This is a genomic window from Deltaproteobacteria bacterium, from assembly GCA_016874775.1.
Taxonomy (GTDB): Bacteria; Desulfobacterota; Binatia; order Bin18; family Bin18; genus VGTJ01.
In genome coordinates, this window is the sequence record VGTJ01000083.1 from 1 (window position 1) to 25,770 (window position 25,770).

General features: G+C 54.7%; 27 protein-coding genes. 16 read left to right on the plus strand and 11 right to left on the minus strand.

The window, feature by feature from the left end; translation table 11 throughout:
• Nucleotides 1–111: 111 nt before the first annotated feature.
• The 5 genes from FJ147_14935 to FJ147_14955 form a co-directional block, all read right to left on the minus strand.
• Nucleotides 112–378 (minus strand): hypothetical protein, encoded by a 267-nt coding sequence (locus FJ147_14935; GenBank protein ID MBM4257181.1) that lies wholly within the window; start codon nt 376–378, stop codon nt 112–114.
• The gene (locus FJ147_14940) at nt 375–1,451 is read right to left on the minus strand and encodes an LLM class flavin-dependent oxidoreductase (protein MBM4257182.1); all 1,077 of its coding nucleotides are present in this window, start codon (nt 1,449–1,451) and stop codon (nt 375–377) included. The genes FJ147_14935 and FJ147_14940 overlap by 4 nt, the downstream gene beginning before the upstream one ends.
• Before the next feature lie 137 nt (nt 1,452–1,588).
• Nucleotides 1,589–3,652, minus strand: a complete 2,064-nt coding sequence (locus FJ147_14945) for a TonB-dependent receptor (protein MBM4257183.1) — start codon at nt 3,650–3,652, stop codon at nt 1,589–1,591.
• 227 nt (nt 3,653–3,879) lie between these two features.
• A complete protein-coding gene (locus tag FJ147_14950) occupies nt 3,880–4,881 on the minus strand; it encodes a helix-turn-helix transcriptional regulator (GenBank protein ID MBM4257184.1) in 1,002 nt (333 codons plus the stop codon).
• A gap of 33 nt (nt 4,882–4,914) precedes the next feature.
• The gene (locus tag FJ147_14955) at nt 4,915–5,892 is read right to left on the minus strand and encodes a GTP-binding protein (GenBank protein MBM4257185.1); all 978 of its coding nucleotides are present in this window, start codon (nt 5,890–5,892) and stop codon (nt 4,915–4,917) included.
• Nucleotides 5,893–5,959: 67 nt separating this feature from the next.
• Here FJ147_14955 and FJ147_14960 point away from each other — a divergent pair, with 67 nt between their 5' ends.
• From FJ147_14960 to FJ147_14980, 5 genes are all read left to right on the plus strand, one after another.
• A complete protein-coding gene (locus FJ147_14960; protein MBM4257186.1) occupies nt 5,960–6,439 on the plus strand; it encodes a hypothetical protein in 480 nt (159 codons plus the stop codon).
• Between the two features lie 30 nt (nt 6,440–6,469).
• Nucleotides 6,470–6,889: a hypothetical protein gene (locus tag FJ147_14965; protein MBM4257187.1), complete on the plus strand. Its 420-nt coding sequence runs from the start codon at nt 6,470–6,472 to the stop codon at nt 6,887–6,889.
• 60 nt (nt 6,890–6,949) lie between these two features.
• Entirely contained in the window at nt 6,950–7,408 is a 459-nt protein-coding gene (locus FJ147_14970; GenBank protein ID MBM4257188.1) for a hypothetical protein, read from the plus strand.
• Nucleotides 7,409–7,707: 299 nt separating this feature from the next.
• Entirely contained in the window at nt 7,708–8,853 is a 1,146-nt protein-coding gene (locus FJ147_14975) for an ATP-binding protein (protein MBM4257189.1), read from the plus strand.
• Entirely contained in the window at nt 8,850–9,029 is a 180-nt protein-coding gene (locus tag FJ147_14980; protein ID MBM4257190.1) for a hypothetical protein, read from the plus strand. The genes FJ147_14975 and FJ147_14980 overlap by 4 nt, the downstream gene beginning before the upstream one ends.
• Before the next feature lie 667 nt (nt 9,030–9,696).
• Here FJ147_14980 and FJ147_14985 read toward each other — a convergent pair.
• From FJ147_14985 to FJ147_14995, 3 genes are read right to left on the minus strand one after another with little or no spacing between them, the layout of a single operon-like run.
• A complete protein-coding gene (locus FJ147_14985; GenBank protein ID MBM4257191.1) occupies nt 9,697–10,746 on the minus strand; it encodes a WD40 repeat domain-containing protein in 1,050 nt (349 codons plus the stop codon).
• A 28-nt stretch (nt 10,747–10,774) separates the two neighbouring features.
• Entirely contained in the window at nt 10,775–11,746 is a 972-nt protein-coding gene (locus tag FJ147_14990) for a GTP-binding protein (protein ID MBM4257192.1), read from the minus strand.
• Between the two features lie 28 nt (nt 11,747–11,774).
• Nucleotides 11,775–12,071 carry a hypothetical protein gene (locus FJ147_14995; protein ID MBM4257193.1) on the minus strand — a complete coding sequence of 99 codons (297 nt, stop codon included), beginning with the start codon at nt 12,069–12,071 and terminating at the stop codon, nt 11,775–11,777.
• Nucleotides 12,072–12,226: 155 nt separating this feature from the next.
• On the opposite strand from FJ147_14995, the gene FJ147_15000 reads away from it, so the two are divergent.
• From FJ147_15000 to FJ147_15030, 7 genes are all read left to right on the plus strand, one after another.
• Entirely contained in the window at nt 12,227–12,493 is a 267-nt protein-coding gene (locus FJ147_15000) for a hypothetical protein (protein ID MBM4257194.1), read from the plus strand.
• Nucleotides 12,494–12,498: 5 nt separating this feature from the next.
• A complete protein-coding gene (locus FJ147_15005) occupies nt 12,499–15,006 on the plus strand; it encodes a hypothetical protein (GenBank protein ID MBM4257195.1) in 2,508 nt (835 codons plus the stop codon).
• 222 nt (nt 15,007–15,228) lie between these two features.
• Complete coding sequence (locus tag FJ147_15010) at nt 15,229–15,738, plus strand: DUF3299 domain-containing protein (GenBank protein ID MBM4257196.1); 510 nt, start codon at nt 15,229–15,231, stop codon at nt 15,736–15,738.
• Nucleotides 15,735–16,310 (plus strand): DUF2796 domain-containing protein, encoded by a 576-nt coding sequence (locus FJ147_15015; protein MBM4257197.1) that lies wholly within the window; start codon nt 15,735–15,737, stop codon nt 16,308–16,310. The genes FJ147_15010 and FJ147_15015 overlap by 4 nt, the downstream gene beginning before the upstream one ends.
• A 6-nt stretch (nt 16,311–16,316) precedes the next feature.
• Entirely contained in the window at nt 16,317–17,111 is a 795-nt protein-coding gene (locus FJ147_15020; GenBank protein MBM4257198.1) for an ABC transporter ATP-binding protein, read from the plus strand.
• Nucleotides 17,005–18,261 carry an ABC transporter permease gene (locus tag FJ147_15025; GenBank protein MBM4257199.1) on the plus strand — a complete coding sequence of 419 codons (1,257 nt, stop codon included), beginning with the start codon at nt 17,005–17,007 and terminating at the stop codon, nt 18,259–18,261. The genes FJ147_15020 and FJ147_15025 overlap by 107 nt, the downstream gene beginning before the upstream one ends.
• A gap of 105 nt (nt 18,262–18,366) precedes the next feature.
• On the plus strand, nt 18,367–18,795 hold the full coding sequence (locus FJ147_15030; protein MBM4257200.1) for a transcriptional repressor: 429 nt from the start codon (nt 18,367–18,369) through the stop codon (nt 18,793–18,795).
• Nucleotides 18,796–18,926: 131 nt separating this feature from the next.
• Here FJ147_15030 and FJ147_15035 read toward each other — a convergent pair whose 3' ends face one another.
• Entirely contained in the window at nt 18,927–19,355 is a 429-nt protein-coding gene (locus FJ147_15035; GenBank protein MBM4257201.1) for a transcriptional repressor, read from the minus strand.
• A gap of 305 nt (nt 19,356–19,660) precedes the next feature.
• Between FJ147_15035 and FJ147_15040 the strand changes: the two genes are divergently transcribed.
• Complete coding sequence (locus tag FJ147_15040; GenBank protein MBM4257202.1) at nt 19,661–20,215, plus strand: molybdopterin adenylyltransferase; 555 nt, start codon at nt 19,661–19,663, stop codon at nt 20,213–20,215.
• 310 nt (nt 20,216–20,525) lie between these two features.
• Here FJ147_15040 and FJ147_15045 read toward each other — a convergent pair whose 3' ends face one another.
• Complete coding sequence (locus tag FJ147_15045; protein ID MBM4257203.1) at nt 20,526–20,918, minus strand: hypothetical protein; 393 nt, start codon at nt 20,916–20,918, stop codon at nt 20,526–20,528.
• Nucleotides 20,919–21,211: 293 nt separating this feature from the next.
• On the opposite strand from FJ147_15045, the gene FJ147_15050 reads away from it, so the two are divergent.
• From FJ147_15050 to FJ147_15060, 3 genes are all read left to right on the plus strand, one after another.
• Nucleotides 21,212–21,973: a glucose 1-dehydrogenase gene (locus tag FJ147_15050; GenBank protein ID MBM4257204.1), complete on the plus strand. Its 762-nt coding sequence runs from the start codon at nt 21,212–21,214 to the stop codon at nt 21,971–21,973.
• 111 nt (nt 21,974–22,084) lie between these two features.
• A complete protein-coding gene (locus FJ147_15055; protein ID MBM4257205.1) occupies nt 22,085–22,966 on the plus strand; it encodes a carbon-nitrogen hydrolase family protein in 882 nt (293 codons plus the stop codon).
• 103 nt (nt 22,967–23,069) lie between these two features.
• Nucleotides 23,070–23,639 carry a Uma2 family endonuclease gene (locus FJ147_15060; GenBank protein ID MBM4257206.1) on the plus strand — a complete coding sequence of 190 codons (570 nt, stop codon included), beginning with the start codon at nt 23,070–23,072 and terminating at the stop codon, nt 23,637–23,639.
• Between the two features lie 605 nt (nt 23,640–24,244).
• On the opposite strand, the gene FJ147_15065 is transcribed toward FJ147_15060, so the two are convergent.
• Entirely contained in the window at nt 24,245–25,414 is a 1,170-nt protein-coding gene (locus FJ147_15065) for an ATP-binding protein (GenBank protein ID MBM4257207.1), read from the minus strand.
• Nucleotides 25,415–25,770 lie beyond the last annotated feature (356 nt).

Here is a 25,770-nt window from a genome sequence, read left to right on the forward strand (position 1 = left end):
GTCGCCCGCGTTCATCCAGCTCTTCGACCAGACTTCGATACTTAGACCGAAGCCAGCACACAATGGTCTCGTCTCTCATCCCTGCTCTTGTGCAGAGGCTCTCCACTCCGGTCAATCACTATTGCGGTAAGTTGTTTCCTGCCACCGCCTAAGACCAAACGGCAGATAGGTTAACGTGCATAATCCAATGACTTCGAGGGAGACACCGCGTTGACGAAAAATGGCGGGGACTGCCGTGTAGAAGAAACCGCTCGCCATACCAAAGGCGATATACAGGCATGCAATCACTGCGAGTTTGGCTTGCAGGGATTGGGTGCTGGGCGCAGCTGACTGCTCAGAAAAAGATGGTGTGCGTTGTTTCGTACCGTGAACAGTCATACCTGAGCCGACGCTGAAGTCAGCGGTGCTACAACTTCATGGGCAAAGCGTTCGAGGTTCTCCAACACAGGCTCACGCTGCGCAGCAAGATCAAGAAGTACGGCAAACCGTCGCGCGCCTGTGCGTGCGCTTGCCTCTTGCAGCCACGCACGACACTGTTCAGCGGTACCGACCGGATTCACGTCAATGAGATGCTGTGCCATGTCGCGCGGATTTGTAATACCAAGCGCCTTGTTGCGAGTGTCACGCTGCTGTAAATGGCGATAGCCTTCATATTTGGCGAGGTCGTCATGACTGCCCGCAGCCTGTCCCACCTCAGACCACCAGATCAGATTATCCATGAGGGCGCGTGTCGCTTCCTCACGTGAGGAAGCGACATGACCAATGCCAGCAACCACATGGGCAATTGTCGCTGGGTCATGTCCAGCCTCACTCGCGATCTGAGCATACAGATCCGCCTGCCGAGCCATTTCATCGATCGACAGATACCAACCAAACAGCATCGGCAATCCACGCCGCGCCGCCCAGGTCACCGTCTCAGGCGATCCGGCAGCAATATACACCGGCGGATGTAGTTGCGTGCGAGGTTTCGGTGTCACTGACACTGGCGGAAAACGGCGGAGATCACTGTCCAAACCGACCGCTTCTTGACTCCAGGCCCGGAGTATCACGTCAACGTTCTCGAACATCGCTTGCTGAGTTTTTTCGATTGGACAGCCGAACACTGCAAGATCGCGCGGATATGCGCCACGTCCCAAGCCAAGGTCGAGCCGTCCACCGCTGAGATGATCAAGCAACACAGCATGCTCGGCGACTTCGATTGGATGATGCAGCGGCACTAGCACGACCGCAGTCCCGACGCGAATGCGGCGTGTGTGTCCCAGGAGAAACCCAGCCACCGCCAGCGATGACGAGCAGGCGCCAAAGCGAATGAAGTGATGCTCGTTGACCCACACCGCGTCATAGCTCAGCCGCTCGGCGGCTTGTGCATAAGTGAGAACATTGTCAAACACCTCATGATACGATTGTTCAGGAAAGTGAGCGGTCGAGAGAAACACGCCAACAGTAGTCATGACGAGACTCCTTGAGAAGCAACACCATTCTTCTCCCCCTCATCCTGACCTTCTCCCTGATGGAGAAGGGACCCATTGCCACCTCATATACATGGCACATCGAACGCCACTGACACCTCCCATTCTTGCTTCTTTCCTCAAAACCGGACACGCGCTTGGACACCGTACGTGCGTGGATCACCAGGTGTCCCAACTGGTCCAGGGTTGGCGCCCGCAAACGCTCCAATGTGATATGTCTCATTGAGTGCGTTGCGCATGAAGAAGAACAAATCCCACCGCTCGGCCTCAAGACCAAGGCGAATATTCACCAGAGAATAGTCGGGCTCTTTGACTTTATTGGCGACATCCCACAAGAAGGAGGAACGATAGAGGTAATCCCAACGTACCATCATCGTCATCCACGTCGTCAATGGGTAACGATATTGGGCGGCAACGTTGACTGTGAACTTCGATGCGTAAGGAACACGATTCCCGGATGCATCTTGGTTTGGTTGAAAATTCTTAAAATTGCGGAAGGTCGAGTCGGCGTAGCCAAAACCAGCAGTGAAGTCGAAACCGGCAAAAGGCCGTGCCGCAAGCTCCACTTCGCCGCCAAAGCTACGCGAGCGTTTCGCATTGTCGGTCGTGGTAAAGAAGCCGTTAAAGACACTAATCTGCTGGTCGCGAAGGGTGAAGTAGAATGCAGCCAGATTAAGCGCGAGCCGCTCATCGAGCAGACGTGTCTTGAGCCCGACTTCATAGTTCCAGGCTGATTCGTCGGAGAACTTAAATTTATCGCTTCCAGCAAATGCCGTGTTGAACCCTCCGGCCTTATACCCACGGCTGATACTGGCGTAGGTCAACACTGACGGAGTCCATTGATACGAGGCCACGAAGCGTGGGGTCCAGTTGTTGAACACCGCGTCACGTTTGGCTTTTTGTCGTACGGCAAAGACTTGCGGTAAGCCCAGGGTATTATCGTGCGCATAGTCAAGGTTTTTTTCATCGCGTGAAAAACGAAGGCCTGCCGTCACATCGAGCTTCTCTATCAGCGTGTACGTAACATCACCAAAGACGGCATAGCTATTAGTAGCAACGTTAGCATCCGAGGTTTCACGATAGCCAGGTGGGAGCCCAAAGCTCGCCAACCCAGGAACCAGTGAGTAAAAGTTAATGTAATGCAAATCCTCATGGTAGTAGAACACACCACTAACCCAGCGCAGTCGCTCAGTTGACGGAGAAGCGATACGTACTTCTTGTGAGAACTGTCGGTGGTTGATCACATAGCCTTGGAACACCTCGTTCTCAGGACGGAAGTCGCTGCCCTCGCCTTGCACATTCACCCCGCGAAAGCCGCTGATCGCATGTAGGGTAAACTGAGGAGCCTTGTATATGATCTTCCCGGAAAGACCATACACCTCGCGGTCATAGTTCAACGGATCGAAGATACTGACGCGATGGGGGTTCTTCGAGAAGAAATCGCTATAGGCGGTATTCACGAGATTGTCGCGCCCGTACTCACCAATCATATGCACTTCGACATTATCAGCCGGGAGGAACAACAGCCTGGCTCGCCCACTCAAATTGTCGAGATTGTTAATCCGCTTGCCATCGAAGAGGTTTTTGACCGTGCCATCACGTTCAGTGTAATTAAAGGAAAAACGGCTGAGGAGCGTATCTTTGATGAGCGGTAGGTTTGCGGTCGTACGCACTTTACGATAGTCGTAGTTGCCATACTCAACGTTGAGCGAAGAAGAAAAGGTATGCTCCGGGAGCGCAGAGAAGAGGCTCACCGTACCGCCGAGCGCGTTTCGGCCATACAAGGTTCCTTGCGGACCACGCAACACTTCGACTCGCTCAGGATCAAGAAAATCGATATCAAACCCTTGTGGATCCCCGACAAACACGTCATCAACGTAGACGCCAATTGATTGGTCAACACCTGAGACCACCGAGCCAATGCCACGGATAAACAAATTGGTTCCCTGCAGACTGCCTTGCGACGAGGAAAATGTCACATTTGGTGTAGCGTTGAATACCTCACGTGTCTGTCTGGCGTCGCGATCATCTAACTCTTGCTGAGAAAACGCCCGTAGGCTCATCGGTACTTTTTCGGGATTCTCCTCGCGCCGCTGCGAGGTGACGGTCACCGTATCGAGGCGAATGACGCTATTCGCTGACTGCGTATGAGGCGGCGTCCCCGGTTGTTGTGGCGGTGGCACGTTGGACTGGGCTTATGACTGCTGCTGTGCACTTACCGGGACACCAGTCCACCCCTCGACCATGACACTCAGCACCATACTGACGATGAGCATCCGCTTTTGCTTGTTGCGCATATGGCTGCATTCCTTCAGTCGTTCAAGGAGCTGCGTACCATATGCAATACAGTTGCACAAATAAAGAAACAAACAGACCCGTGAAGGAGCTTTTTTATCCCGTGGCGGAGTTTTTACCGGGTGCGACTGACAACGCCAGGCGTAGTACGAAAGCGTTTTTTAAATGCAGCCGTAAAGTGTCCAAGGCTGGCGTAGCCGATGGTAGAGGCCACTTGTTTCACACTGAGATCGCCTTGCGTCAGCAACGTCCGCGCCTGTTGCATGCGGTGCTCATGGAGATAGGCAAACACGCTGGTGCCAAAAACCTGGCGGAATCCACGTTTAAGCTTGAAATCATTTACGCCGACTTGCCTGGCCAGTGTCAGCAGAGAGGGCGGTTGGCTCAGGTTCCGGAGCAAGATGTCGCGGGCACAATAAATACGATCGACATCCTGCGGGCGAAGTGACGCATGCAGAGAGGGAGCTGGGTCGCGTGGGACATCGGCCAATTGTAAAACCAAGAGTTCGAGCGTTTTACTCTCAAGACAGAGCTGCTTCAGTGGGCCATGATATGGGCAATGCAGCAAGTGCTGGAGCGCCACTTGCATCGCCGCAGTCACGTTGTCTGAGTACGAATACGGAAGATCCTGGGTAGAATTCTGCAAGGCACGTTGGAGTGCCAGAGGCATGGGTGACTCATCTGTTAGCAAGGATTGGAGCCACTGCGGCGCAACATGCATCCCTACCAGATGGACCGGCTGTGCTTTAGGAATGAGGGTGACGCTGCCGGAGGTCGAACCAACGAAGACGTTCTGGCTTCCTGCACGAAACTGTAGCTCATCCTTCAGCCCTCGCGCTGTGCAGGAAAACTGACCTGCCAGACAAAAAGTCGATCCCCACAGGCTATGATCGCGCTGGGTTAGCAGCCGTAAATCGACGTCCAGGTAATAGTCCAAGAAAAAAAGGCTCAATCCCTCGCGTAACTCGATAGCGCGAAACGAGCCTTTGCCTAATCGCTCTGGCATGGAGAGGACAAACTCGTCGGACGTGCGTGACAGCGGGACATCGAGCTGTCGGCCAGCTTCAACAAAGAGCTCTTCCAAGTCAGTAGTGGAAAGGGAAATGGCGGTGCGCATATGGAGAGTGGGGGGATCTACATCACAAAGAAGCTACGTTGGTCGCCTATCGTCCGACAGCAAACAGTCAGCAAGGGCAGCTATCAGTGCGGCTTGATCTAACCGTTGGCCAATGAACACGAGATGGTCAAGAGGCGCGGGGCGGAGCGTCACTTTGTCGAGCGTGAAGTACGTGCCATCGTACTGCAGTAACCATTGTTGAGGGTTGGTATCCACATGCAGGAATCCTTTGAGACGCCACACGTCATCGGGTAGGGCCTGTAAGAACGCCTCAAACCGTGTTGGATCAAACGCACGGGGACAGGAATAGGTAAACGTAGCAACCTGATTGTGAACCGGGGTGTGGACATGTGGCAGTGCTGACGCCGGGTGCGCAACGGAGCGTGTGAGGATTTTGCCAAAGTCGAGCTGCCCATGTTTTGTGAGCACGATTTCTGCTTGCGCACTGCGTTGATAAATTTCGTTCACAAGAGAGGCAATTTGTTCTTCGGTTGCTAGATCGGTTTTGTTCACCACAACCAGATCTGCCATCGCTGTGTATTGCTGGACCTGATAACCAAGGTCAGTCCCCTGTCTGACAACCCCGCGCGCATCGAGCACCGCAATCAGTGCCGCAACCCGCACCACGGGTAGGAGCGACAGACTGGTCAGTTGCTCAAGCAGATCAAGAGGGTTCGCCAGGCCAGTCGTTTCAATGTAGATCACATCAGGTCGACGGGCGGCGACCGCTTGCATGGTCACAACGAAATCGACACTGAGCGTACAACAAATACAGCCATCGCTGAGTTCAGTGACGCCAAAGCCTTCGCCTTGCAACAGCTCACCATCGATGCTGACATCTCCGTACTCGTTCATCAGCACCGCGGCTGTCAGCCCCTGCGCTTTGGTGTAATGGAGCAACCCGCGTAACACGGTGGTTTTCCCTGCCCCGAGAAACCCAGAGATCAGGTACACTGGGACCCGCTGTTCGCTCAGTAAGGACCGCTGGAGATTTGCTTTGCGCCGTCTCATAGGAAGCTGTAAGAGACCTTTATTATTATAATTGCAATTAAATTGCAAATGTTATAAATTCTTCAATATGGTAGACCTATCGTACCAGGTGACGTCTTCAGCGGCTGCCCCCCGGGCCTCAACCTCGCCCGTACCACCGCGTGTATTTTCGCTGGCGGATCTTCTGCAACCGAATTATTATCTACCGGAACAGTGCTTTGCATTGCCGAACGTTGAGCAGTCTTCCTGGTTACCACAACTCATGCGTGCCATTCTGGAAGATGCGGTGCAATGCTATCAACTGCGACATCGGATAGAAACACGACCATCCGCGCGACAGTTGACACGTGATGCTGAACGTTGGCTCTTCTCTAATGATGACGCGAGCCCGCTCTCGTTTCACAACGTGTGCACTGTGCTTGGGCTCGAACCGCGCTATCTGCAGCGCGGATTGCGACAGTGGACCTCAGACCTTCCCACTCCCCCTTGGAAGCGCAAGCGACGATTAGCACGCGGGTTTCGCACGAAAGTATCACCAACGGCTCTCAGAAACCTGCCAAAGCCATAAGCGTACTCTATTGAAAGGCCCTTTATCCTTATGATGAACACGAACCACTCCAAACGTCAGGAACAGCACCAGGTACCACCCAGTTCAACCATCGTGTACGTGTGTCGAGATTGTTGTTGCGGAACCCAACGGAAACACCCCGACGTTGATCATGATGCGCAGTTGGACGCTCTCCAACACGCGATACACAACCTTCCTGGTGGCCGAGTGGTTGTCACACGTTGTTTAGGCGAGTGTCGTTGGTCGAACGTGATCGGCATCCGTCAGTTCGTGCGGGGACGGTCCCCGCAAACACTCTGGCTTGGCGGCATACTGCCTCAACATCTTACCGACCTCTTATGTCACTGGCTCACAGAGGGAGGTCCGGCACAGTACCCGCTCCCCTCTGCCCTTGCTCGCCGCCAGTTCCGTCCAGAGAAAGGAATCGCGGTCTGTCCGCGCGACTTCTAAGGACATGACACAAGAAATCAACAACTGTTGCTCTCATCGCCCCATCGAACACGAGGCACTATGAAAGATCTCAAACCTCTCTTTCGCGAGCTGGAAGAACGTCTCCGTCAAAGCAAATGGTTTTCCGATGAATGGCACCTCTATAATCGAGGTGTGTATCTCCACCTCTACAAAGACGGCTGGTTCAATGAGAATCAAGGCGGGATTCATTTCGAGACCTATGTCGAAGCGCCACAAATTCGTGACCGCATCGTTCCCATCCACTTCCATGTAGAAGAGGAGTTTCCGGCACAAGAAGAGTTTATCAAACAGTTTCTGGAGCAAGCGCGTGACCAGCTGCGTACCTGGAAAGGATACGAGATCGTGGGCCGTGGCTACACCGTCTGTCAACGGACCTTACCGCTCGACACACGAACGTTCGTTACCCGCGTATTGGAAGAACTCAACCGACTGCGCACCCTTGCTCCAAGTATCGACGCGACAATTGCCGAAGTGACACAACGCCAGCCTGGGAAATGAGCACCTCGCTCACCTCTTTTCAACGAGGCATGCCAGTGCCTAAATCAATCCACGCGACATTAGTACACTCGACGTTCCCGGCCATGAATGGCCGGGCTACATAACAACGCCCCCTGAATGGGGCTGAAGCCGGATTCATCCGGCGTTGCTATGTAGCCCGGTGCTTCAGCGCCGGGGAAAGAAGCACGACAGCATGTGACGAAGTGTACGAATCTTCCGTGGTTCGATTTAGCGCACAAGAGTCAGGATTTTCTGATACATCTTCCCTATACTAATTCAAGATGGTAAGTCGTTTATGCATGTATAAACGACTTATTAAGCTGGATATTGCAGCGCGGCAATCGTTGTTTTTGTGGGGCCCCAGACAGACTGGGAAGAGCACGTTGCTGCGTCTCCTCTTCCCCCACTCATTGCACGTTGATCTGCTCAACGCCTCGGAGTTTCGCCTGCTCAAGTCTCGTCCAGAGGCTTTGCGTGAGCGTTGTCGTGCAGTTAACCCGAAAGCCGGGCCGGTGATTATCGACGAGGTCCAGAAGATTCCCGAGCTTCTTGATGAGGTGCAGTGGAATATCGAAAACGTCGGGGTGCGCTTTATTCTCTCTGGTTCCTCGGCTCGTAAATTGCGGCGGGCGGGTCAAAACCTCTTAGGCGGACGGGCCGTACGACGCGAACTTTTTCCACTCGTGTCGCATGAAATCCCCCAGTTTAACCTTGAACACGCCTTCTCACGTGGGTTGCTGCCGAAAATTTATCAGAGCGGGGATGCCAGCGAATTGCTTCATGCCTATATCGCCGATTATCTGAAAGAAGAAGTCCATGCTGAAGCCCTCGTTCGTAATCTTCCTGCGTTTTCTCGCTTCCTGGAAGTTGCAGCACTCATGAACGGCGAGATCGTCAACTACACCAACATCGCACAGGATGTTGGGGTCAGCGCAGCTGCGGTGAAAGATTATTACGCCATCCTTGTCGATACTTTACTCGGTGACTTTGTCCCAGCTTTTCTGTTGAAGCCAAAACGCCGCGTCGTCCAGACACCGAAGTTTTATCTCTTTGATGTCGGTGTGTGCGGTGCACTGACAGGTCGAGAGAAAGTCCTCCCACAGTCGGACGCATTTGGCCGGGTGTTTGAGCACTTTCTCTGGCAGGAATTACGCGCCTATGCCCACTACTCAGGGCGTCGCTTTGCGATCAGCTACTGGCGGACCTCAACTCAGTTCGAGGTAGACTTCGTTCTTGGGAAAGGTGAACTCGCGGTGGAAAGTAAACCCAGTGACAATCTTTCAGCACATCACTTGAAAGGCTTGCGTGCCTTTGGCGACGAATACCCACGGGCACGGCGCATTGTCGTCACCAGGGAGGCTCACAAGCGCATCACCGACGATCGGATCGAGGTTTATCCTTGGCAACAATTTCTCGAAGAGTTGTGGCAAGGTAACTTGATATGAGCCAACATGACATAACTTTCGCAGTGATCGGCTTCCACATCGGCTGTCACACGGCATCAATTCTCATTAATGGAGCGGTGTGGGTCAGCGCTGTAGGCCGGGATAAGGCCGCAGGCCGTTCCCGGCGCGCTCTTGCCGGAAACGCTGCGCTTATTCCGGCCTACATTGACGGTTGACCTAAATCAGACCACAGGAGATTCGTACACTGCGTCACAAGTAGTCTCGCGTATCCCCCCGGCGATAAATCACCGGGCTACACAGTACGACGCCCCATGAATGGGGCTGAAGACGGGATGTATCCAGCGCAGTTTTGTAGCCCGGCCATTCGTGGCCGGGAATCATGCGTGTGCCAATGTCGCGTGGTCCGATTTAGGTCAAAATGAGAATTGCGGGTCTCACGGGTCTCAACCCACCACTCACAACTTAAGGAAAAATCCTTGTGTTTGAGGTGGAGCACAGCGCGTATGGGTTCCTTCTCCCCCCAGGGAGAAGGTCAGGATGAGGGTACCAAGAGACCAAAACCGCTATTGTTTATCCCCTCACCCTAGCCCTCTCCCTAAGGGAGAGGAAATTCTACTGCTGCTAACGGCTTAAGCTGTGACTGATGACTCCGAGCCCACCCCACAGCCGACTACGAGCACCTCTGCTTGTTCAGGGAGTGAGGCAAGGCTCGTGGCGCAAAGACGAAACAGGCCCTCGCGACCGGGAATTCCCGCTTCAGCTAATTTCTCAAAATTCTCCGCCCACGCTGCATCGTACATTTCCATAAATACCCCTTATTCCCCTCCGGTTTTGCCAGGTGAGCCCCACTAAGGTCTAACCCTCAATGAAGGCAGATCGTCGCTACTGATGCACGAACACACTCACCCGTCCGACTTTATCGGCCACGGCAATGAGTCGCCCTTGTGGGTCAGCCGCAACCCGCTCCAAGGGAGCATCGCCGTTAGTGAGCGAAATCGTGCGTGGCGAGAGGTTCGGCGCCCAGGTGCAAAGGAGACCGTCACGTCCCACCGAGAGGAGTCGCTGCTGACCGCTCATGCGGGCAAAGACCAGATCCGTTATCAAGCCAGTGTGACCGTTGAGGATCGTCGGCTTCTTTCCTGCCGGTCCTTTGCCAGAGAAGTCCCACAGGGCAATCTCTTTGCCACCGCCGGTCGCTAAGGTGTGTGAATTGGCACTAAACGCCAGCGTTGTGACTTTTGTCGGATAACCGCCCATCTGGAAATCTTCGCCATTGTGCGCACGCCACACATGGACCGAATTATCCTGGTTGCCTGATGCCAGATATTTTCCGTCTGGGGTGACAACAAGTGAAAGAATCGAACCTTTCCACCCGTAGCGCTTGACTGGCTGTGCATCTTCAAGAGAGAGAAACTGAAGACCACCGTAACATGATGTCACCAGCAGTTCGGCCTGAGGCAACCAGACAAGGCTGGAGATGGTACTGGCGTGGGATTTCACCTCGGTGAGAATTTTTCCCTGGGCTGAGAAAATCTGCGCGACTTTGCCTGCGGCAGCAGCAAGATATTGGCTGTCGGGTGACCACGTCACATGCTCGACCCACGCGTCGCCACCTTCCATTTGCGCGACGAGACTGCCAGTTGTTGCATCAACGAGATGAACCATGCCATCTTGACCACTGGTTGCGAGCAGTTTGCCATCAGGTGACCAGGCAACCGCAAAGGACCCGCCGGCGTGCCCATCAAGCTGATAGCGGATATCGCCTTGCGCCGCATCAAGAACCACCACTGGGCCTGCTAAGGTCGCAGCGGCAAGCAGCGTGCCAGCAGGTGAGAAACGCAATGCGTTGACATAATCAGGAAGAGCCGTCGACCATTGTTGTGGTAATTCACTTTGTTTGGGGAGTTTTCGCTTTGGACGCCAACCGGACATATTCTCCTCCTGTCCCCTGTTCCCTGCCTTACGCAAGACACGCCCGTAGCCCCTTGGTGAACTCTTCTTGATCAAGCTTCCGGCCAATGAAAACGAGCTTGTTGCCGCGTGGTGTTTGTCCCCACGGACGACCAATAGCGTTATCAAACAACATGTGAACCCCTTGGAAGACAAGCTGGCGCTCTTCACCTTTGAGGCTCAAGATGCCTTTCATGCGAAAGATGTCGGTGCCACGTTCACGCAGTAACTCGCCAATCCATTTGTTGAGGCGCTTGTCATCAAGATCGCCCGGCAAATCAATACTCACTGAGGTCACAGTCGCGTCATGCTCATGCGCGGTATCAGTCAGAAATTGCGGGTCGATTTCCAACGCTTTGCTGAGATCAAATGCACCGATGTTCAGCAAGCGCTCCATGTCTAACGCACAGTTCTGTGTACGATGGACTTTAGCGAAACGATTCATCGACTTAATGCGCGACTCCAAGCGCTCAAGTTCCTCAGAGGTACAAAGGTCGGTTTTATTGAGCAGGATCACATCCGCAAAGGCGATCTGCTCTTTGCATTCGTCGCTCTCGTCAAGATGCAGATGGATGTGATGCGCATCGACAACCGTTACCAGTCCATCAAGCGCAAGCTGGGCACCGATCTCGTCATCGACAAAGAAGGTTTGCACGACTGGTGCGGGATCAGCTAAACCAGTGGTCTCGATAAGAATGTAGTCAAACTTGTCTTTGCGCCGCATCAGGTTACCGAGAATGCGAATGAGATCTCCACGAACGGTGCAGCAGATGCAGCCGTTATTCATCTCGAAGATCTCTTCATCGGCATTGACCACAAGATCATTATCGATCCCGATTTCACCGAACTCATTCTCAATCACGGCAATGCGCTTGCCGTGATTCTCCGTCAGAATGCGATTGAGCAACGTGGTCTTTCCCGCACCGAGAAAGCCGGTCAAAACGGTGACAGGAACTTTTTTCTCCGTACCTTCTGTTGCCATACAGATTCTCTCCTTTACGTGTTGCGTATTACGCGTTACGTGTTGCGTTGGTTACTAATGGAAAGCGCGTACATAGCGTTTCGATCTCTTCTTTCGTCACCTCCGCGATGCTGCGATGGATCTTCTCCTGCACGTTGTCCCCCGGACCGCGGAGGAGAGCGATCACCGTTTCTAAAGGTGGGCACCCAGGCTCAGTGCAGGTCAGTTCGGTAATGAGAATGGTCGTCTCAGGTGGCAGAGCCAAGCTCTCTTGCACCCAGTGTTTGACCTCCTTGATTTTCTGACTATTGTTCGCTGCGCCACGACCAGCCAGGTTCTTCAGCATAGTGACTCCGTGTTCCTGCAGAGTGCGTACTCCCGTCGTCCCGTGTTCTACTTACAATAGCAATGCGGATACGTTGCATATCATAATACAATATAGTTGCAAATACTCTGTGGTTGAGATAAGACACGCGCATTTCTGATGAGGAGGGATGCATAATGGCACGGAGTGCACAGCACCTGAACGGAAAGCCCGCGATTGTTGGTCACGCGCCAGTCGGTGCCCCTGCCAGTCACATCGCCGTCAACCCCGATATGACATTTGCGGTTGCCGGTTCTGGCGATAAAGAACGCATTCTCTCGGTCATTGACACACAAAGCAAACAAGTAGTACGTAAATTGGAGGTACCAACCCCACTGACCGCCGGTGGATACCTGATAGCCGTGCAACCGGGTATGAAGCTGGGAGACACCATTGGGCGATAGAAGACATGACCGTCGTAGCCTCCTCCACACTTGCACAGTCTTCTTCCTCTCGCTTTATTCTCTTCACGTTGTTTTTTCTCTCAGGGCTCGCAGGACTTGTCTATCAGGTCCTGTGGGTCAGAGACCTCGGCTTAGTGTTTGGCAATACCGCCCAGGCTACGGCGACGACACTGACAGTGTTCTTCGCTGGTCTCGCGCTGGGCAGTTTTCTCTTCGGACAACGAGCCGCGACGCTCACACAGCCCCTGCGCAGGTATGCCGTGTTGGAACTCGCTATTGGTCTCTCAGCCCTGCTCTCGTTCGTGCTCTTGCCGTTATACCGTCGCGGCTATGGAACGCTCTTTGCCACGTTCGGCGACTTTCCCGGACTCTTTCTTCTCGTTAAATTCACGTTGGCCGCCCTCTTCCTGCTTCCTCCCACCCTCTGCATGGGAGGAACTCTGCCAGTCATGGGGCAGTACCTGATTCGACGCCGGGAAGAGCTGGGACCAACCGCAAGCCTGTTGTACGCGGTGAACACGCTAGGTGCAGCAACCGGCGCGTTCCTTGCCGGGTTCTACCTGCCCGCACTCTTCGGAATCCGTACGTCGTATCTCTGGGCAACAACCGCCAATATGCTTGTCGCCGCGATCGCGTATCGCTTGAGCCTAACGCACGATTCCGCACCTGAACATTCAGTGACTCCCCCTGCTGACCGTAAGCGCCCGGCAGCTCAAACTTCCCCTCCTCCAGCATCCTTAGTGACCGTCATCGCGTTCTCCTCAGGATTCCTTGCGCTGGCCCTGGAAGTGCTCTGGACACGCATGTTTGTCCAGGTTCTGCACAATTCAGTGTATTCGTTCGCTGTCATTCTCATGACCTTTTTGCTGGCTCTCGCTGTCGGTGCTGGTGTTGCACACCTCCTGGGCCGCACCCGGTTTGTTGTAGCTTCTGTACTAACAACGCTCCTCACTCTGAGCGGTATTTTGGTCGGCTTATCACCACTTGTGTTCTATCGCCTCACCAACGGACTCCGTTATCTGGCCGCGCAAGAGGGATGGAACTCATACCTCACCACCCTCTTCTTTTCTGCCAATGTGGTGTTGCTAGCTCCAGCGCTCTGCTTGGGAACCGTCTTTCCCTATCTCCTGAAAGCAAGCGCACAGGGAGGCTCCAGTGTTGGTCAGATATTGGGACACCTGACGGCAATCAACACCGTCGGCGCCGTGCTGGGCTCACTGTTGACTGGTTTTGTTTTGCTGGAATTAGTCGGGTTGTGGACCAGCATCCAGGTGATGGCGATGAGCTATTTTCTGCTCGCGCTGGTGGTCGCCAACCAGTGGACGCGTTCACACTGGCTGTTACAGCTTGCCCCGATGATCGGTATTCTGATTTTCGCCTCAGTGCTTTCTCCAGCAACCTTGCCAGTATTGCGGATCAACCCGCAAAAAGAATCGCTGCTTCAGGTATGGGAGAGTGGACACGGGACAGTCGCAGTCGTGCAACGCGGCAAGCACATACGATTGAAGGTAGATAATTTTTACACCTTGGGCGGAACTAGCGGCAAGGAATATGAACAACGTCAGGCGCAGCTTCCCTTATCGATCCACCCGCAGCCACGAACGGTGTTCTTTCTTGGAATGGGAACAGGGATCACTGCTGGTGCGGCGCTTGATTCCTCAACGGTCCAGCGTGTCGTGACCTGTGAATTGTTGCCAGAGGTGGTCACTGCCGCCCGCACCTACTTCCACGAACACACGAACAATCTGTTTACCAGCCCACGTTCACAAGTCATTGTGGCGGATGGTCGCAATTATCTCCTCGGCACCGCCAAAACGTATGATGTGATTATCAGCGACCTGTTTATCCCATGGCACGCCGGCACTAGCAGTCTGTATACCCAGGAACATTTCGCGACTGTCCGTACACGACTCAATCCCGGTGGACTGTTTGCCCAGTGGTTACCACTGTATCAACTCTCGCAGCACGAATTCCTGATTATCGCCAAGACGCTGCTCAGCGTCTTTCCGCAAGTCACACTGTGGCGCGGTGACTTTCTTGCCGACAAGCCGATCGTCGCCCTCATTGGCCACCCTGAGGCGACCCCGCTCGACTTTACCCATCTACGCACGACCGACAGCCTACGCTCAGCAGTCACAGGCTTGCTCTATGCGGGCACCTTGAATCAGCATCAACACTTGTTCGCTGACGCACCACTCAATACTGATGATCACCCGGTTATCGAATATCTCGCACCGATTACGCAGCGTCAGCAACGGATTGGTAGCAGTTCCTGGTTCGCCTCGACCACGTTAGTCGCCTTCTACGATCAACTGTTCACCGCCGTCCCACCAGAGAAAGACCCAACGTTACAGCAGTTAACACCTGACGAAATTGGCTATGTGCAGGCAGGACTGAGTTTCTATAAGGCCCACGTCTACAAAGACCTCAAAGAACCGCAGAACGTTCAACTCCATCTGCAAGACTACCTGGCGCGGGTTCCCGCTGCATTGCATCCACGTGAGTCTCAATAAACTTGACAACGCACTGGGCAATTCATTAAGGGAGTAGCTGACTTCGAGAGATCACAGCACGAGCTTGGGGGAAAGAGTATTTTTGAGACTACATACCTATTGCATTTTAATTGCATGTAACCTATGTTACGTGAGTTCTCCTGAACACACGTGTCTGTATGCTTCACGCGTAGGGACATGTAGGCGGTGCCCGCGCACGTGGGACACTGCAGCGGAGGATTTATGCAGGTGAAGAAAGTCACGGTGATCGTTCTCTGTGGACTCCTCTCGGGCGTTCCCTGCGTCCACCAGCCCAATCGCTTACTGCTCTCGCAACCACTCAGCGTCCCGTCTCTTGCGCATGCCGCAGGCTCCCCAACCGACGTCACCTGGGAGACCCTTGAGAAGTTGGACTACAAACGCGGCAAGATTCCAGCCGCCATCAAGCAACTCAATGGGACCATGGTACGGGTGCCTGGTTTTATTGTTCCGCTCGAAGATGAGGAGACTGTGGTGTCGGAGTTTCTCCTGGTTCCCTACTTTGGCGCGTGTATTCATGTCCCGCCCCCGCCACCAAACCAGATCGTGCACGTCCTGATGGAAAAAAAGAAAAAGATCACGTTCGACTTTTGGCAACCGCTCTGGGTCGAGGGGCGTCTCAAGGTCGCCAAAAGCACCAGCCCCTATGGCGACGTGTCCTACCAGATGACGGGGATATCGACCCAACCACTCGAAGAGGAGGGTGCACCATGATCCTCACCAGATGGGTGTTCATCACTCTTGCCCTGTACATACAACAGAGTCCCCCACTGGCATTTGCGCGGACGGCGCACCCAGGTCACGCCGCGCATGTCCACGGTGAGGCGCGGATCAACATCGTGGTTGAGGGAACTCGCGCCACGGTTGAATTTATTGCCCCAGGCGCCAGCCTCTACGGCTTCGAGCACGCCGCTCGCACCGACGCTGAAAAAAAGGCCCAGGCGGTGGCCTTCTCTCAGATCGAACAGCAGATAGGGAGCATGGTCGCCTTTCCGGCGGATCGCCTCTGTCAGTTTATCAAACAGAAGATCGGACTCGTTGCTGACGACAAACGCGCCCATACACAGCAGCCGGCAGGACACAAGGAGCATCACGATCCCCGATCGCATACCGAAGTCCAGGCCGACTTCACCGTCGCCTGCCAAAAGCCGCTGGCCGGTAGTCAGGTTCGCTTTCATGTCACCAAGGTCTTTCCCGAGTTACGCGAACTGACGATCCAAGTGCTGACAGAGACGAAGCAGCTTGGTGCAACCATCACCAACGACAACGGCAGCGTTGAGTTATAACGCACGATGGATGCTATCGCTCTGACATCACTCCGCTTTGGCTATCGAGCAACGGTCGACGTACTCTCGATCCCCAGCCTGATCATTCCACAAGGAGAGCATGTCTTCATTTTTGGTCCAAGTGGCAGTGGCAAAACCACGCTATTAGGACTTCTGGCAGGTGTCCTGACCGCCACCAGTGGAACTGTTACCGTCCTTGGACACAATCTCACCACCATGACCAATACCCAGCGCGACGCGTTTCGCGGCATACACATCGGGTACATTTTTCAGCTGTTCAATCTCATCCCGTACCTCAACGTGAAAGAGAACATCGAGTTACCTTGCCGCTTGCACCCGGCGCGTCGACAACGTCTCGGTAACGTCTCCCTTGATCAGGCAGTGCAACAATTGTCAGACCGCCTGGGTCTTCGCCACGTACTGCGCGAACCCGTCACCACCCTCAGTGTCGGTCAGCAACAACGTGTGGGCGCAGCTCGGGCTTTGCTTGGCAGCCCAGAGCTTATCGTCGCCGATGAACCAACCTCCGCACTCGATCATGATATGCGCACAGACTTTCTCACCCTCTTATTTGAGTGCTGTCGCACCACCCAAGCGACGTTGATCTTCGTCAGCCACGATCGCACCTTACAACCGTTCTTCGATCGCACCTTTGCGTTGCCCCAATTGAACACCGTCGAGCACAAGGAACCCTATGGTACTTCTGTCTCTCGCCTACAAGTCATTGAAGAACCGACGCTTGACGACTGCCCTGACCACGCTCTCGATCGCCTTGAGTACAGCCCTCCTCATTGGCGTTGAACTCGTACGGACCGGGGCACGCGAGAGTTTCACCAATACCATTAGCCAGACCGACCTGATCGTCGGTGCACGCGGCGGGAGCCTCCAGCTGCTGCTCTATACGGTCTTCCACATGGGGACTGCCACCAACAACATTTCGTATGCGACATACGAGAAACTTAAACGCCATCCTGCCGTGCAATGGACCATTCCGTATTCGCTTGGAGACAGCCATCGCAGCTTTCGTGTGGTTGCCACCACCGACGATTTCTATCGTGAGTATCGCTATCGCCGAGACCAACAGGTGCAGTTTACGATGGGCCGGGCGCCAGCAGCGACCTTTGAGGTCGCCATCGGTGCAGAAGTCGCGCGGACCTTAGGCTATCAGCTTGATCAGATGATCGTCGTGGCGCACGGTCTCGTCAGCGGGAAAGGCCTGCCTGACCATAAGGAGCACCCATTCCGCGTCGTGGGGATTCTGCAACGTACCGCGACGCCGATCGATCGTGCCTTGTACGTCACCTTGGAAGGAATGACCGCGATTCATGCGAGCTGGCAGCAGACACCTGAGCAGCAGACGCCCCCTCCAGGCACGGTGTCCCCATCCCCACCTGCTCCAGAGCAGATTACGGCGTTCCTCCTGCGCAGCCGCAGTCGTATTGATACGCTGCGGTTACAGCGGGAGATCAACGAATTTGCCGATGAACCACTGATGGCGATTATCCCCGGCGTCACGTTGAGTGAGCTGTGGCGTGGGATCGGCTACGCTGAGCAGACACTCTGGATTGTGACCATCCTGGTATTGACTGTCGGGTTATTGAGCATGCTGATTGCTCTCTACGCCTCCCTCAATGAACGACGCCGCGAGATGGCCGTGCTCCGCGCTCTGGGCGCTAGTCCTCGACGCATTCTCTCGTTACTGATTATTGAGTCTGGGTTTCTCAGCATCGTCGGTATTGGCCTCGGCATTGGCCTCATGTACAGCATTCTCGTCCTGGGTCAGCCGCTTATCGAACAACATGTTGGACTGTTTCTTCCGTTGCGCACGTTGACCACACAGGAACTGCTGTACCTCGCGTTCGTCGTCGGCAGCGGCTTGGGCATTGGTGCAATTCCAGCCATCAAAGCCTATCGCAACACCTTGGTTGACGGCCTTACGGTGCGCAATTGACCCAAAGAACTGGAGCGGTCTGGCCGTTTTTATTATTGCAACGTTGTTGTATATGTATTTTATATTTCATATAATTAACGAACAGAGAGATTCTACGAGTCAGCTATGCACTGCGAACAACGTCAAGCTATTGGGGAAGCAGGGCTGCGCGGCACCGCGTCCCGTATTGCCGTCTTACGCTTGTTAGAGACAGCAGGAAAACCGCTCAGTCATGCGGAAGTGTGCCGCGCACTCTCAGCGTCCGGGTTTGATAAAGCCACGCTTTATCGCAACCTCATCGACCTAACCGAAGGTGGCCTGCTGTCGCGTATTGACGTCGGGGATCACACATGGCGCTTTGAGTTTCGTTACAAAGAACAAGGCCCAGAGCAAGAACATCCTCACTTTGTCTGCGCCGAGTGTGGAGCGATTTCATGCCTGTTTGGTGTCCGTATCCAGATCTCCTCTCCCACGCAGTTCAGTCGGGCGCTGAAGGCTGGCGCGATCACCATTCAATTCAAAGGCCGCTGTGACCAGTGCGCAGCCGTGGCATAACCGCAGGCTTCGCGAGTGAACCGTTAGCCGTCACAACGTAAGGACAACGCGCAACGTTCTTCGCGCACAGAAGCGTCGCGAGATTCTCTCCTCCAAGAAAGAGGAAAAGTGCCTGTTGCTATCGCGCGCGCTTACGTACACTGCGCACAAAGGCCGTAGAGTGTCACTTCACACGCTTCCACCACAAATTGCGCCGGCACGCGCATCCCACGCAGGAATGCTTTGGTACTGGGTGGCAGATCCACCACCTGACGACAGGACCGACACTGAAAATGGACATGATGCCCCAGTCCCGCCATCTCATAGCGCACTTCACCGGTGGGCATTGTTACCGGCGCCACGTGTTGATCGTCTTGCAGCAGTTTGAGTGTACGGTACACCGTAGCGATTCCTATCTTGCCCAGCTCACGCTGCGCCTGGGTGTGGATCTCTTGTACTGCGAGCGGGCCACTGGCGGCTTGTAAGACACGCAGAATCGCGTCGCGCTGCTTGGTCTGCCGTCGTTTGGCTCCCGCATCACGAGGCGTGGCAAAGAATCGAGTCGAAAGCGATGCTGTCACGTGCCGATGATAAAGAACCACGCCCCCGCGCGCAAGAAACACTGCTGGTCCCACGGATCAGAAGCACGCGTGAGAAAACGACAAAACAGCGCGATCTTCTGTGGCGCTGCGGTAGCGTCAGAACCACTCTCTCTTTGCAATTCAGATGCAAAAGTAGTAAAGACCTTTCTGACAGGCGTCCCGCTCACTCTTGTATTCGCGTCTTACAATCACACGGCAAGGACGCCGAGCGGAACATTCGTCCAGTCCGTAGCGCCTGCTCGGGTATCGCATGACCACTGGTAGCATCAAGGAGGAAAGACTCTATGGAACAACGCGTACGTGTCGGTATTGTCACCGTGTCAGACCGTGCCAGTCGGGGGGAGTACGAAGACAAAGGTGGGCCCGCCATTCAGGCATGGCTCAGCAACGTGCTGCAAACGCCCTGGGAAGCAGTTGCGCGACTGGTTCCCGATGAACAGCCAGAGATTGAAGCGACGCTGCGTGCGCTCTGCGATCAGGAACATTGTTGTCTGGTGGTCACCACCGGCGGCACTGGTCCGGCTCCGCGTGACATCACACCCGATGCCACCGCCAATGTGTGCCCCCGCCTCCTTGATGGCTTTGCCGAGTTGATGCGGAGTGCATCACTCAAAGTTACTCCGACCGCCATTCTCTCTCGGCAGATTGCTGGCGTGCGTGGTCGTACGCTCATTGTGAACCTTCCCGGAAATCCGCCAGCCATCGCCGATTGTTTGGGTGCCATATTCCCTGCCATCCCCTATTGCATCGACCTCATTGGCGGTCCCTATCTAGAAACTCACGAGTCCGTCATCAAAGCCCATCGTCCAAAGCACGCCCAACGGCCCAGCGGAGCATGAGAGCGATATCCGTCCACAATATTTCACTCACACGGAGAAGCGATGATACTGTCCGATCAAGACCTGCGTCTTCGTCTAGCCGGCGGTGAGCGTGTTGTCACTCCACTCGATGATCTGGACGTGCAAATTCAACCAGCAAGCAATTGACCTGCCACTCGGCAACACGTTCGTGCGTTATCGGCTGCCGCATATTCCTTGTGTGGACCTCCCAGGCACGAGTGAAGGAAATGGTCAGCGTTCGTACTGCTCAGAAGCGCTTTTAGGTTCTGTCGCGCTCAGAGAGAGGGAATTCTTACCCTGCTGACGGCTTCTATTGTGACGAATACCGTGGACCGCGGCCCAATCGTTCTACCTCCCTGGTCTGTCGTTGCTCACGGCGATGCTGTTCAGGAGTCACAATACGTGAGCTTGCGGTCACGATGCGTGGCGATGGGGGCGGCATGATCTTCACATCTGCTCTTGAGTGCCTCGCCGAAGACACACCACCACGTTCCACACATTCGCGCAGTTGCTGTAACTCTTGCAGAAGCACCTGTTTCCGCACGGACGATGTCGAGGCAATATCGATCCGCCAGGCGGCATAGGCTTTGGCGGGGTCGCTCACTCTCAGATACGGAGTAAGCTGAAACGGCTCGCGTGGCAATGACGGCTCAGCAGCGAGAAACCAGTCAATCACGTCGGCCAATTCTGGAGGCTCTACCATACGTCGGCCCCCTGCGGCCAACCTGGTGGCATCGCCACTCAGCCTCGTAGGTGCCGTCGGCGTCGAGCGGAGCGGCGACGCCGAAAGCGGGGCTTCTGCAGGTATTGATTTCGCCAAGCAACCTCCACGACAGTAGTAACGAGGAGATATCAGGAAAAGACTATGAATGCAATTAAATTGCAAATAAATCCGCACTCAATAATCTGCGAATGCAATGCATTTGCAATACGATCGCATCTATTTTATAGTCTACTCCCGCCCGAAGGAATTTACTCGACAGGAAGGAGGACGCGATGGGGAACTTGGAAGGAAAAGTGGCGATTGTCACAGGCGCAGCGCGTGGCCTCGGCGCCGCCTATTGTGTGGCGCTCGCTCGTGAAGGAGCTGCGGTGATGGCTACGGATATACGTGAGTGCGCGGAGACAGTGGCCGCCGTTGTCGCTGCTGGCGGACGCGCAGTCGGAACGACCGCGGATGTCGCCAACGCGAACAGTGCCACAACTGTCGCTGATGCCGCGCTCCAGGCCTATGGACGCATCGATATTCTGGTCAACAATGCCGCAATGTATGGCAATCTTCATGCTGGAAGGTTTCATACGCTTGACGAAGCCGAGTGGGATGCGTGTATGGCGGTGAACGTGAAAGGATTATGGCAGTGCTGCAAAGCTGTAGTCCCAACCATGCAACAGCAAGGGGGCGGCAGCATTATCAATATCAGTTCGCTCGCGGCCGTTTATGGCATTGCCAACGCCTTACACTACGCAACCTCGAAAGGCGCGGTCATCGGCTTCACCCGTGCGCTCGCGCGTGAACTTGGGCGCGATAACATTCGCGTCAATGCGATTGCACCAACAATGGTTGATACGCCGGGAACAAGTGAGATGATGAAGGAAAATCGCGAGCGTTTTGCCGAAGCCGTCAAGCGCAATCAGACCTTGCGGAAGACCCTCGAAACCGAGGATCTGGAGGGCACCGTTCTGTACCTCGCCAGTGACATGAGTAAATTCGTCACCGGGCAAACGATCATGGTCGATGGCGGCACGGTGTACTTGTAACCACCGTCTCCGGTTTTAGAATAACCGAGCGTGCCGGAGTATTCACCACCTGCTGTAGCATGTGACACGCAGGCCGCGTGCCCAGCTAACATACACCAGGAGAAGAACAGGATGGTGCCTCCTCGCGCTCTTACACGCCGCCAATTTCTCAAGACGAGTGCTTTGAGCGCCGCAACACTGAGACTAGCGGGCGTTACCCCTAACCAGATGACCGCTTCGCCTTCGCTCCCTATCGCTTTCCTGCATCTCGCCCCGCGTGCCGCCGATCTTTCACATAACAAACAGCTCATCGTAGCAGCCGTCCGTAAAGCCGCTGCTCTGGGAGCGCGGTGGATTCTCACCCCTGAGCTGAGTGTGAGTGGGTATACCTTTGCCGATCAGATTGGGACGGATTGGATCATGTCGCAACCTGATGCGTGGATGAGCGAACTGTGCCGACTTACTGCGCGGTTACGGATCACTCTTGTCCTTTCACACCCCGAGCGTGATCCGGACACCCAGAAGCTCTACAATTCACTGTTTGTGCTGGGGCCAACCGGCGAGCTTCTTGGTAGACATCGGAAGATCAACCCCCTTCGCGTCGGCGCCGAGGCCTGGGCCACGCCGGGAGCGCCCAGCCTGCCGATTCGCATTCCACCGTATGACCGTGTCGGCATGCTTATCTGCGCCGATGCCTATTCGCCAGAGATCGCCCAGCAGCTCCATCGCGATGGAGCACAACTGCTGGTCTCCAGTGCCGCCTGGGCACCGGGGTTGTATGGACCGAATGGGGAGTGGGAACGCTGTACTCGTGATACTGGACTCTCACTGTTGGTTTGCAATCGCACCGGACCCGACCGCACCTTAGACTTTACCGAGGCCGAGAGCGTCATTGTGAAGGATGGTCGCCGCCTCTTGTCCTTGCAGTCAGAGCGTTCAGCCATCTTCATGATCGAGTGGAATCTACAGACACAGAGTCTGGCGACAACCAAGTACCAGACCCTGGATCTTTGACGGAGCAGCACAACAGACAGGGAGGCTTCTTTTCTGATTGGCAATGTTCCGTTATTTCACTATAGTTCTTCCGTTGTTCATCGACGACACTAAGGAACGCGCAATGCTAAACACCACAACTGACGTTCTCCAACGTCATCGCTTTACGGTGGCCGAGTACCATCGCATGGCCGAGACTGGCATGTTCGCGCCGGAGGCCCGCGTGGAGTTAATCGAGGGGGAGATTATCGATATGCCACCAATTGGCAGTCCGCATGCAGGAACGGTCGATTACATCGCTGACGCGGCTAGCGTAGCTTGTCGCGGGCAGGCCATGGTGAGGGTACAAAACCCAGTGTTCCTTGACCAGCATTCCCAACCCCAGCCTGACATCGCGTTGCTACGCCCCCGCTCGGATCACTATCGCAGTTCCCATCCTACTCCTGCGGACGTATTTTTGATCGTCGAGGTATCTGATTCCTCGCTTGCCTACGACACACAAATCAAGCTGCCGCTCTACGCTCGTCACGGTATCCCGGAAGTATGGCTGGCGGATTTATCTAACCAGCGATTCCTGGTGCACCGCACGCCGACAGCGACAGGGTATCAGGATGTGCAAACACTGACAGATCTTTCTGCCGTGTCGCCACTGCTGTTGCCAGGAGTCACCATTGATCTGTCTGATTTGTTTTGAAACCGAGATCAACCACAATGGCCACGGCACGTGTACGAAACGACAACGAGCAACGCCGTAAGCGCGTCACCCAGCACAATGGCGTGGACCTCCTCTGACTGGTTTGCTACACGACGGGCGGGTACAGAGTCGCATGTGGCGTACGCTATCGTCTCGTACTTCAATAGCCGCGATTTTGGCACTGTTGTTTCTTGCTCCGCCGTCACCGGCGCGCGTTGTCCACTACCAAAGAAGGCGTGTCTACTATCGCGCTGTGTGGTGAATACGAAGACCGCGTGGTGAAGATCAACGGACAATGGTCATTCCTTGAACGTATCGTGCGGCCAGATGGGGTATAGCTTCGGTACGCTTTCCTGTCGCCTGACAGCGGTTTTAGAATCCCCTCTCCCTGCTAAGGAGAGGGCTATAGGTCTCCTAAATGAAATCTGCCGTGTGACTACTCTCCATGCTTGGACAGGCTCAGCATGAACGGACAAACCTCAACGCGTGCAAGCTCGCACCCGTACACCCTGAGCTTGTCGAAGGGTGGTGTAGATCTCTCGTGTCTCCATTTCAACTAGGATGCCTATAGGGCGCTCCTCCTTTTCTGGTCTGCAGTGATGACATCAAGTATGGCGTTTTTCTGTTTTCAGTTCCTCTGCGAGCGTGGGAATCTCGCTGGCAGGTACGACAGTAATGTTGTCATCAAGCGTATAGCGTTCACTACCGGGATAGAGGACCCATAGGTGTGTGAGGCGTAAGTCTTCCAGAGCCACGTGCATTGAGCGGGTCGAGCTGGGGGCATCAGCGTACTTGCACTCGAATCCGTGTCGTTTTCCACGCACGGTAACCAGCAGGTCTAACTCCGCTCCAGCGTGTGTGCCCCAGAAATAGGTACCTCGGGTGTCTAGACATGCGAGCAATTGCTCGATTACGAACCCTTCCCACGAGGCTCCACGCTTGGGGTGACCGGCAAGATCATCTGCCGAACGGATCGTCTGTAACGTGTGCATCAGCCCTGAATCGCGGACATAAATTTTCGGTGCTTTAACCTGTCGCTTTTTCACGTTCTCGAACCAAGGCGGCAAAATGCGCACCATGAACGCTCCTGCCAGGATGTCGAGGTACCGGCGTGCAGCAGTCTCGTTCGCGCCAAGCGCTCGGGCAAACTCCGCAGCATTCCAGACTTGTCCATGATAGTGCGCGATCATCGTCCAGAAGCGCCGCAAGGTCTCGGCTGGGATGTTGATGCCGAACTGTGGCATGTCACGTTCTAAGAAAGTTTGCAAGAAACTTTCTCGCCACTCTGCCGAAGCCTCTTCGTCGGCAGCGAGATACGAGCGAGGGAATCCGCCCCGCAGCCACAGCTGTTGGAGATTGTCAGATCCGATTTCACGGACGTCAAATCCACTCAAAGCCACCAGACCGACGCGCCCAGCCAGCGATTCCGAGACTCCACGAATGAGCGTAGGTGACGCACTGCCCAGCAACAGGAAACGAGCGGGAGCTTTGGGGCGATCCAACAACACCCGAAGCACTTCAAACAACTCTGGCTTGCGCTGGATTTCATCAATCACAACTAATCCGCGCAGTCCGCCCAGGGTTTGCTCCGGCGTATCGAGCCTGCGCCGGTCCACAGCTTTCTCCAAATCAAAGAACGTCCACTGCTTCTCTTTGCTCACAAACGCATGAGCTAGCGTCGTCTTGCCGCATTGCCGCGGCCCTTCGATCGCCACAGACGGGTGGACGCGGAAGGATTGTCGAACGCGTACTAAGGCTGATTGTCGATCTATCACGTAGTGATCATAATCCTTGAAAATCGAGAGTTCAAGTAAGGATTTTCAAGGATTATTTTTTCTACCAGCGAGCGGCGGCGCAGAGCTCAATTTGCGGGCGTGAATGTATAGCGGGCGACAGCTACGTCCTAGTTCCTTTTAGGAGTAGGCTCTTACGCTGAGAGAAGACGAGACGTCATTCCCGCGAATGCGGGAATCCAGGGAGAATAAGCAATAGTTCAGGGGTGAAGCTCCTGGATGCCCGCTCCCCTAATGACCAATGGCGTTAAGTTAGTAGCTTTCTGATTCCCTCTCCCTCAGGGAGAGGGCTAGGGTGAGGGGATGAAATATAAGGCTGCTGGCTTTTCGATCCCCTC

Coding starts and splice junctions, on each gene's coding strand:
- FJ147_14935 (MBM4257181.1), bottom strand. CDS start 378: ATGACTGTTCACGGTACGAAACAACGCACACCATCTTTTTCTGAGCAG.
- FJ147_14940 (MBM4257182.1), bottom strand. CDS start 1,451: ATGACTACTGTTGGCGTGTTTCTCTCGACCGCTCACTTTCCTGAACAA.
- FJ147_14950 (MBM4257184.1), bottom strand. CDS start 4,881: ATGCGCACCGCCATTTCCCTTTCCACTACTGACTTGGAAGAGCTCTTT.
- FJ147_14955 (MBM4257185.1), bottom strand. CDS start 5,892: ATGAGACGGCGCAAAGCAAATCTCCAGCGGTCCTTACTGAGCGAACAG.
- FJ147_14960 (MBM4257186.1), top strand. CDS start 5,960: ATGGTAGACCTATCGTACCAGGTGACGTCTTCAGCGGCTGCCCCCCGG.
- FJ147_14965 (MBM4257187.1), top strand. CDS start 6,470: ATGATGAACACGAACCACTCCAAACGTCAGGAACAGCACCAGGTACCA.
- FJ147_14970 (MBM4257188.1), top strand. CDS start 6,950: ATGAAAGATCTCAAACCTCTCTTTCGCGAGCTGGAAGAACGTCTCCGT.
- FJ147_14975 (MBM4257189.1), top strand. CDS start 7,708: ATGTATAAACGACTTATTAAGCTGGATATTGCAGCGCGGCAATCGTTG.
- FJ147_14980 (MBM4257190.1), top strand. CDS start 8,850: ATGAGCCAACATGACATAACTTTCGCAGTGATCGGCTTCCACATCGGC.
- FJ147_14985 (MBM4257191.1), bottom strand. CDS start 10,746: ATGTCCGGTTGGCGTCCAAAGCGAAAACTCCCCAAACAAAGTGAATTA.
- FJ147_14990 (MBM4257192.1), bottom strand. CDS start 11,746: ATGGCAACAGAAGGTACGGAGAAAAAAGTTCCTGTCACCGTTTTGACC.
- FJ147_14995 (MBM4257193.1), bottom strand. CDS start 12,071: ATGCTGAAGAACCTGGCTGGTCGTGGCGCAGCGAACAATAGTCAGAAA.
- FJ147_15000 (MBM4257194.1), top strand. CDS start 12,227: ATGGCACGGAGTGCACAGCACCTGAACGGAAAGCCCGCGATTGTTGGT.
- FJ147_15005 (MBM4257195.1), top strand. CDS start 12,499: ATGACCGTCGTAGCCTCCTCCACACTTGCACAGTCTTCTTCCTCTCGC.
- FJ147_15010 (MBM4257196.1), top strand. CDS start 15,229: ATGCAGGTGAAGAAAGTCACGGTGATCGTTCTCTGTGGACTCCTCTCG.
- FJ147_15015 (MBM4257197.1), top strand. CDS start 15,735: ATGATCCTCACCAGATGGGTGTTCATCACTCTTGCCCTGTACATACAA.
- FJ147_15020 (MBM4257198.1), top strand. CDS start 16,317: ATGGATGCTATCGCTCTGACATCACTCCGCTTTGGCTATCGAGCAACG.
- FJ147_15025 (MBM4257199.1), top strand. CDS start 17,005: ATGGTACTTCTGTCTCTCGCCTACAAGTCATTGAAGAACCGACGCTTG.
- FJ147_15030 (MBM4257200.1), top strand. CDS start 18,367: ATGCACTGCGAACAACGTCAAGCTATTGGGGAAGCAGGGCTGCGCGGC.
- FJ147_15040 (MBM4257202.1), top strand. CDS start 19,661: ATGGAACAACGCGTACGTGTCGGTATTGTCACCGTGTCAGACCGTGCC.
- FJ147_15045 (MBM4257203.1), bottom strand. CDS start 20,918: ATGGTAGAGCCTCCAGAATTGGCCGACGTGATTGACTGGTTTCTCGCT.
- FJ147_15050 (MBM4257204.1), top strand. CDS start 21,212: ATGGGGAACTTGGAAGGAAAAGTGGCGATTGTCACAGGCGCAGCGCGT.
- FJ147_15055 (MBM4257205.1), top strand. CDS start 22,085: ATGGTGCCTCCTCGCGCTCTTACACGCCGCCAATTTCTCAAGACGAGT.
- FJ147_15060 (MBM4257206.1), top strand. CDS start 23,070: ATGCTAAACACCACAACTGACGTTCTCCAACGTCATCGCTTTACGGTG.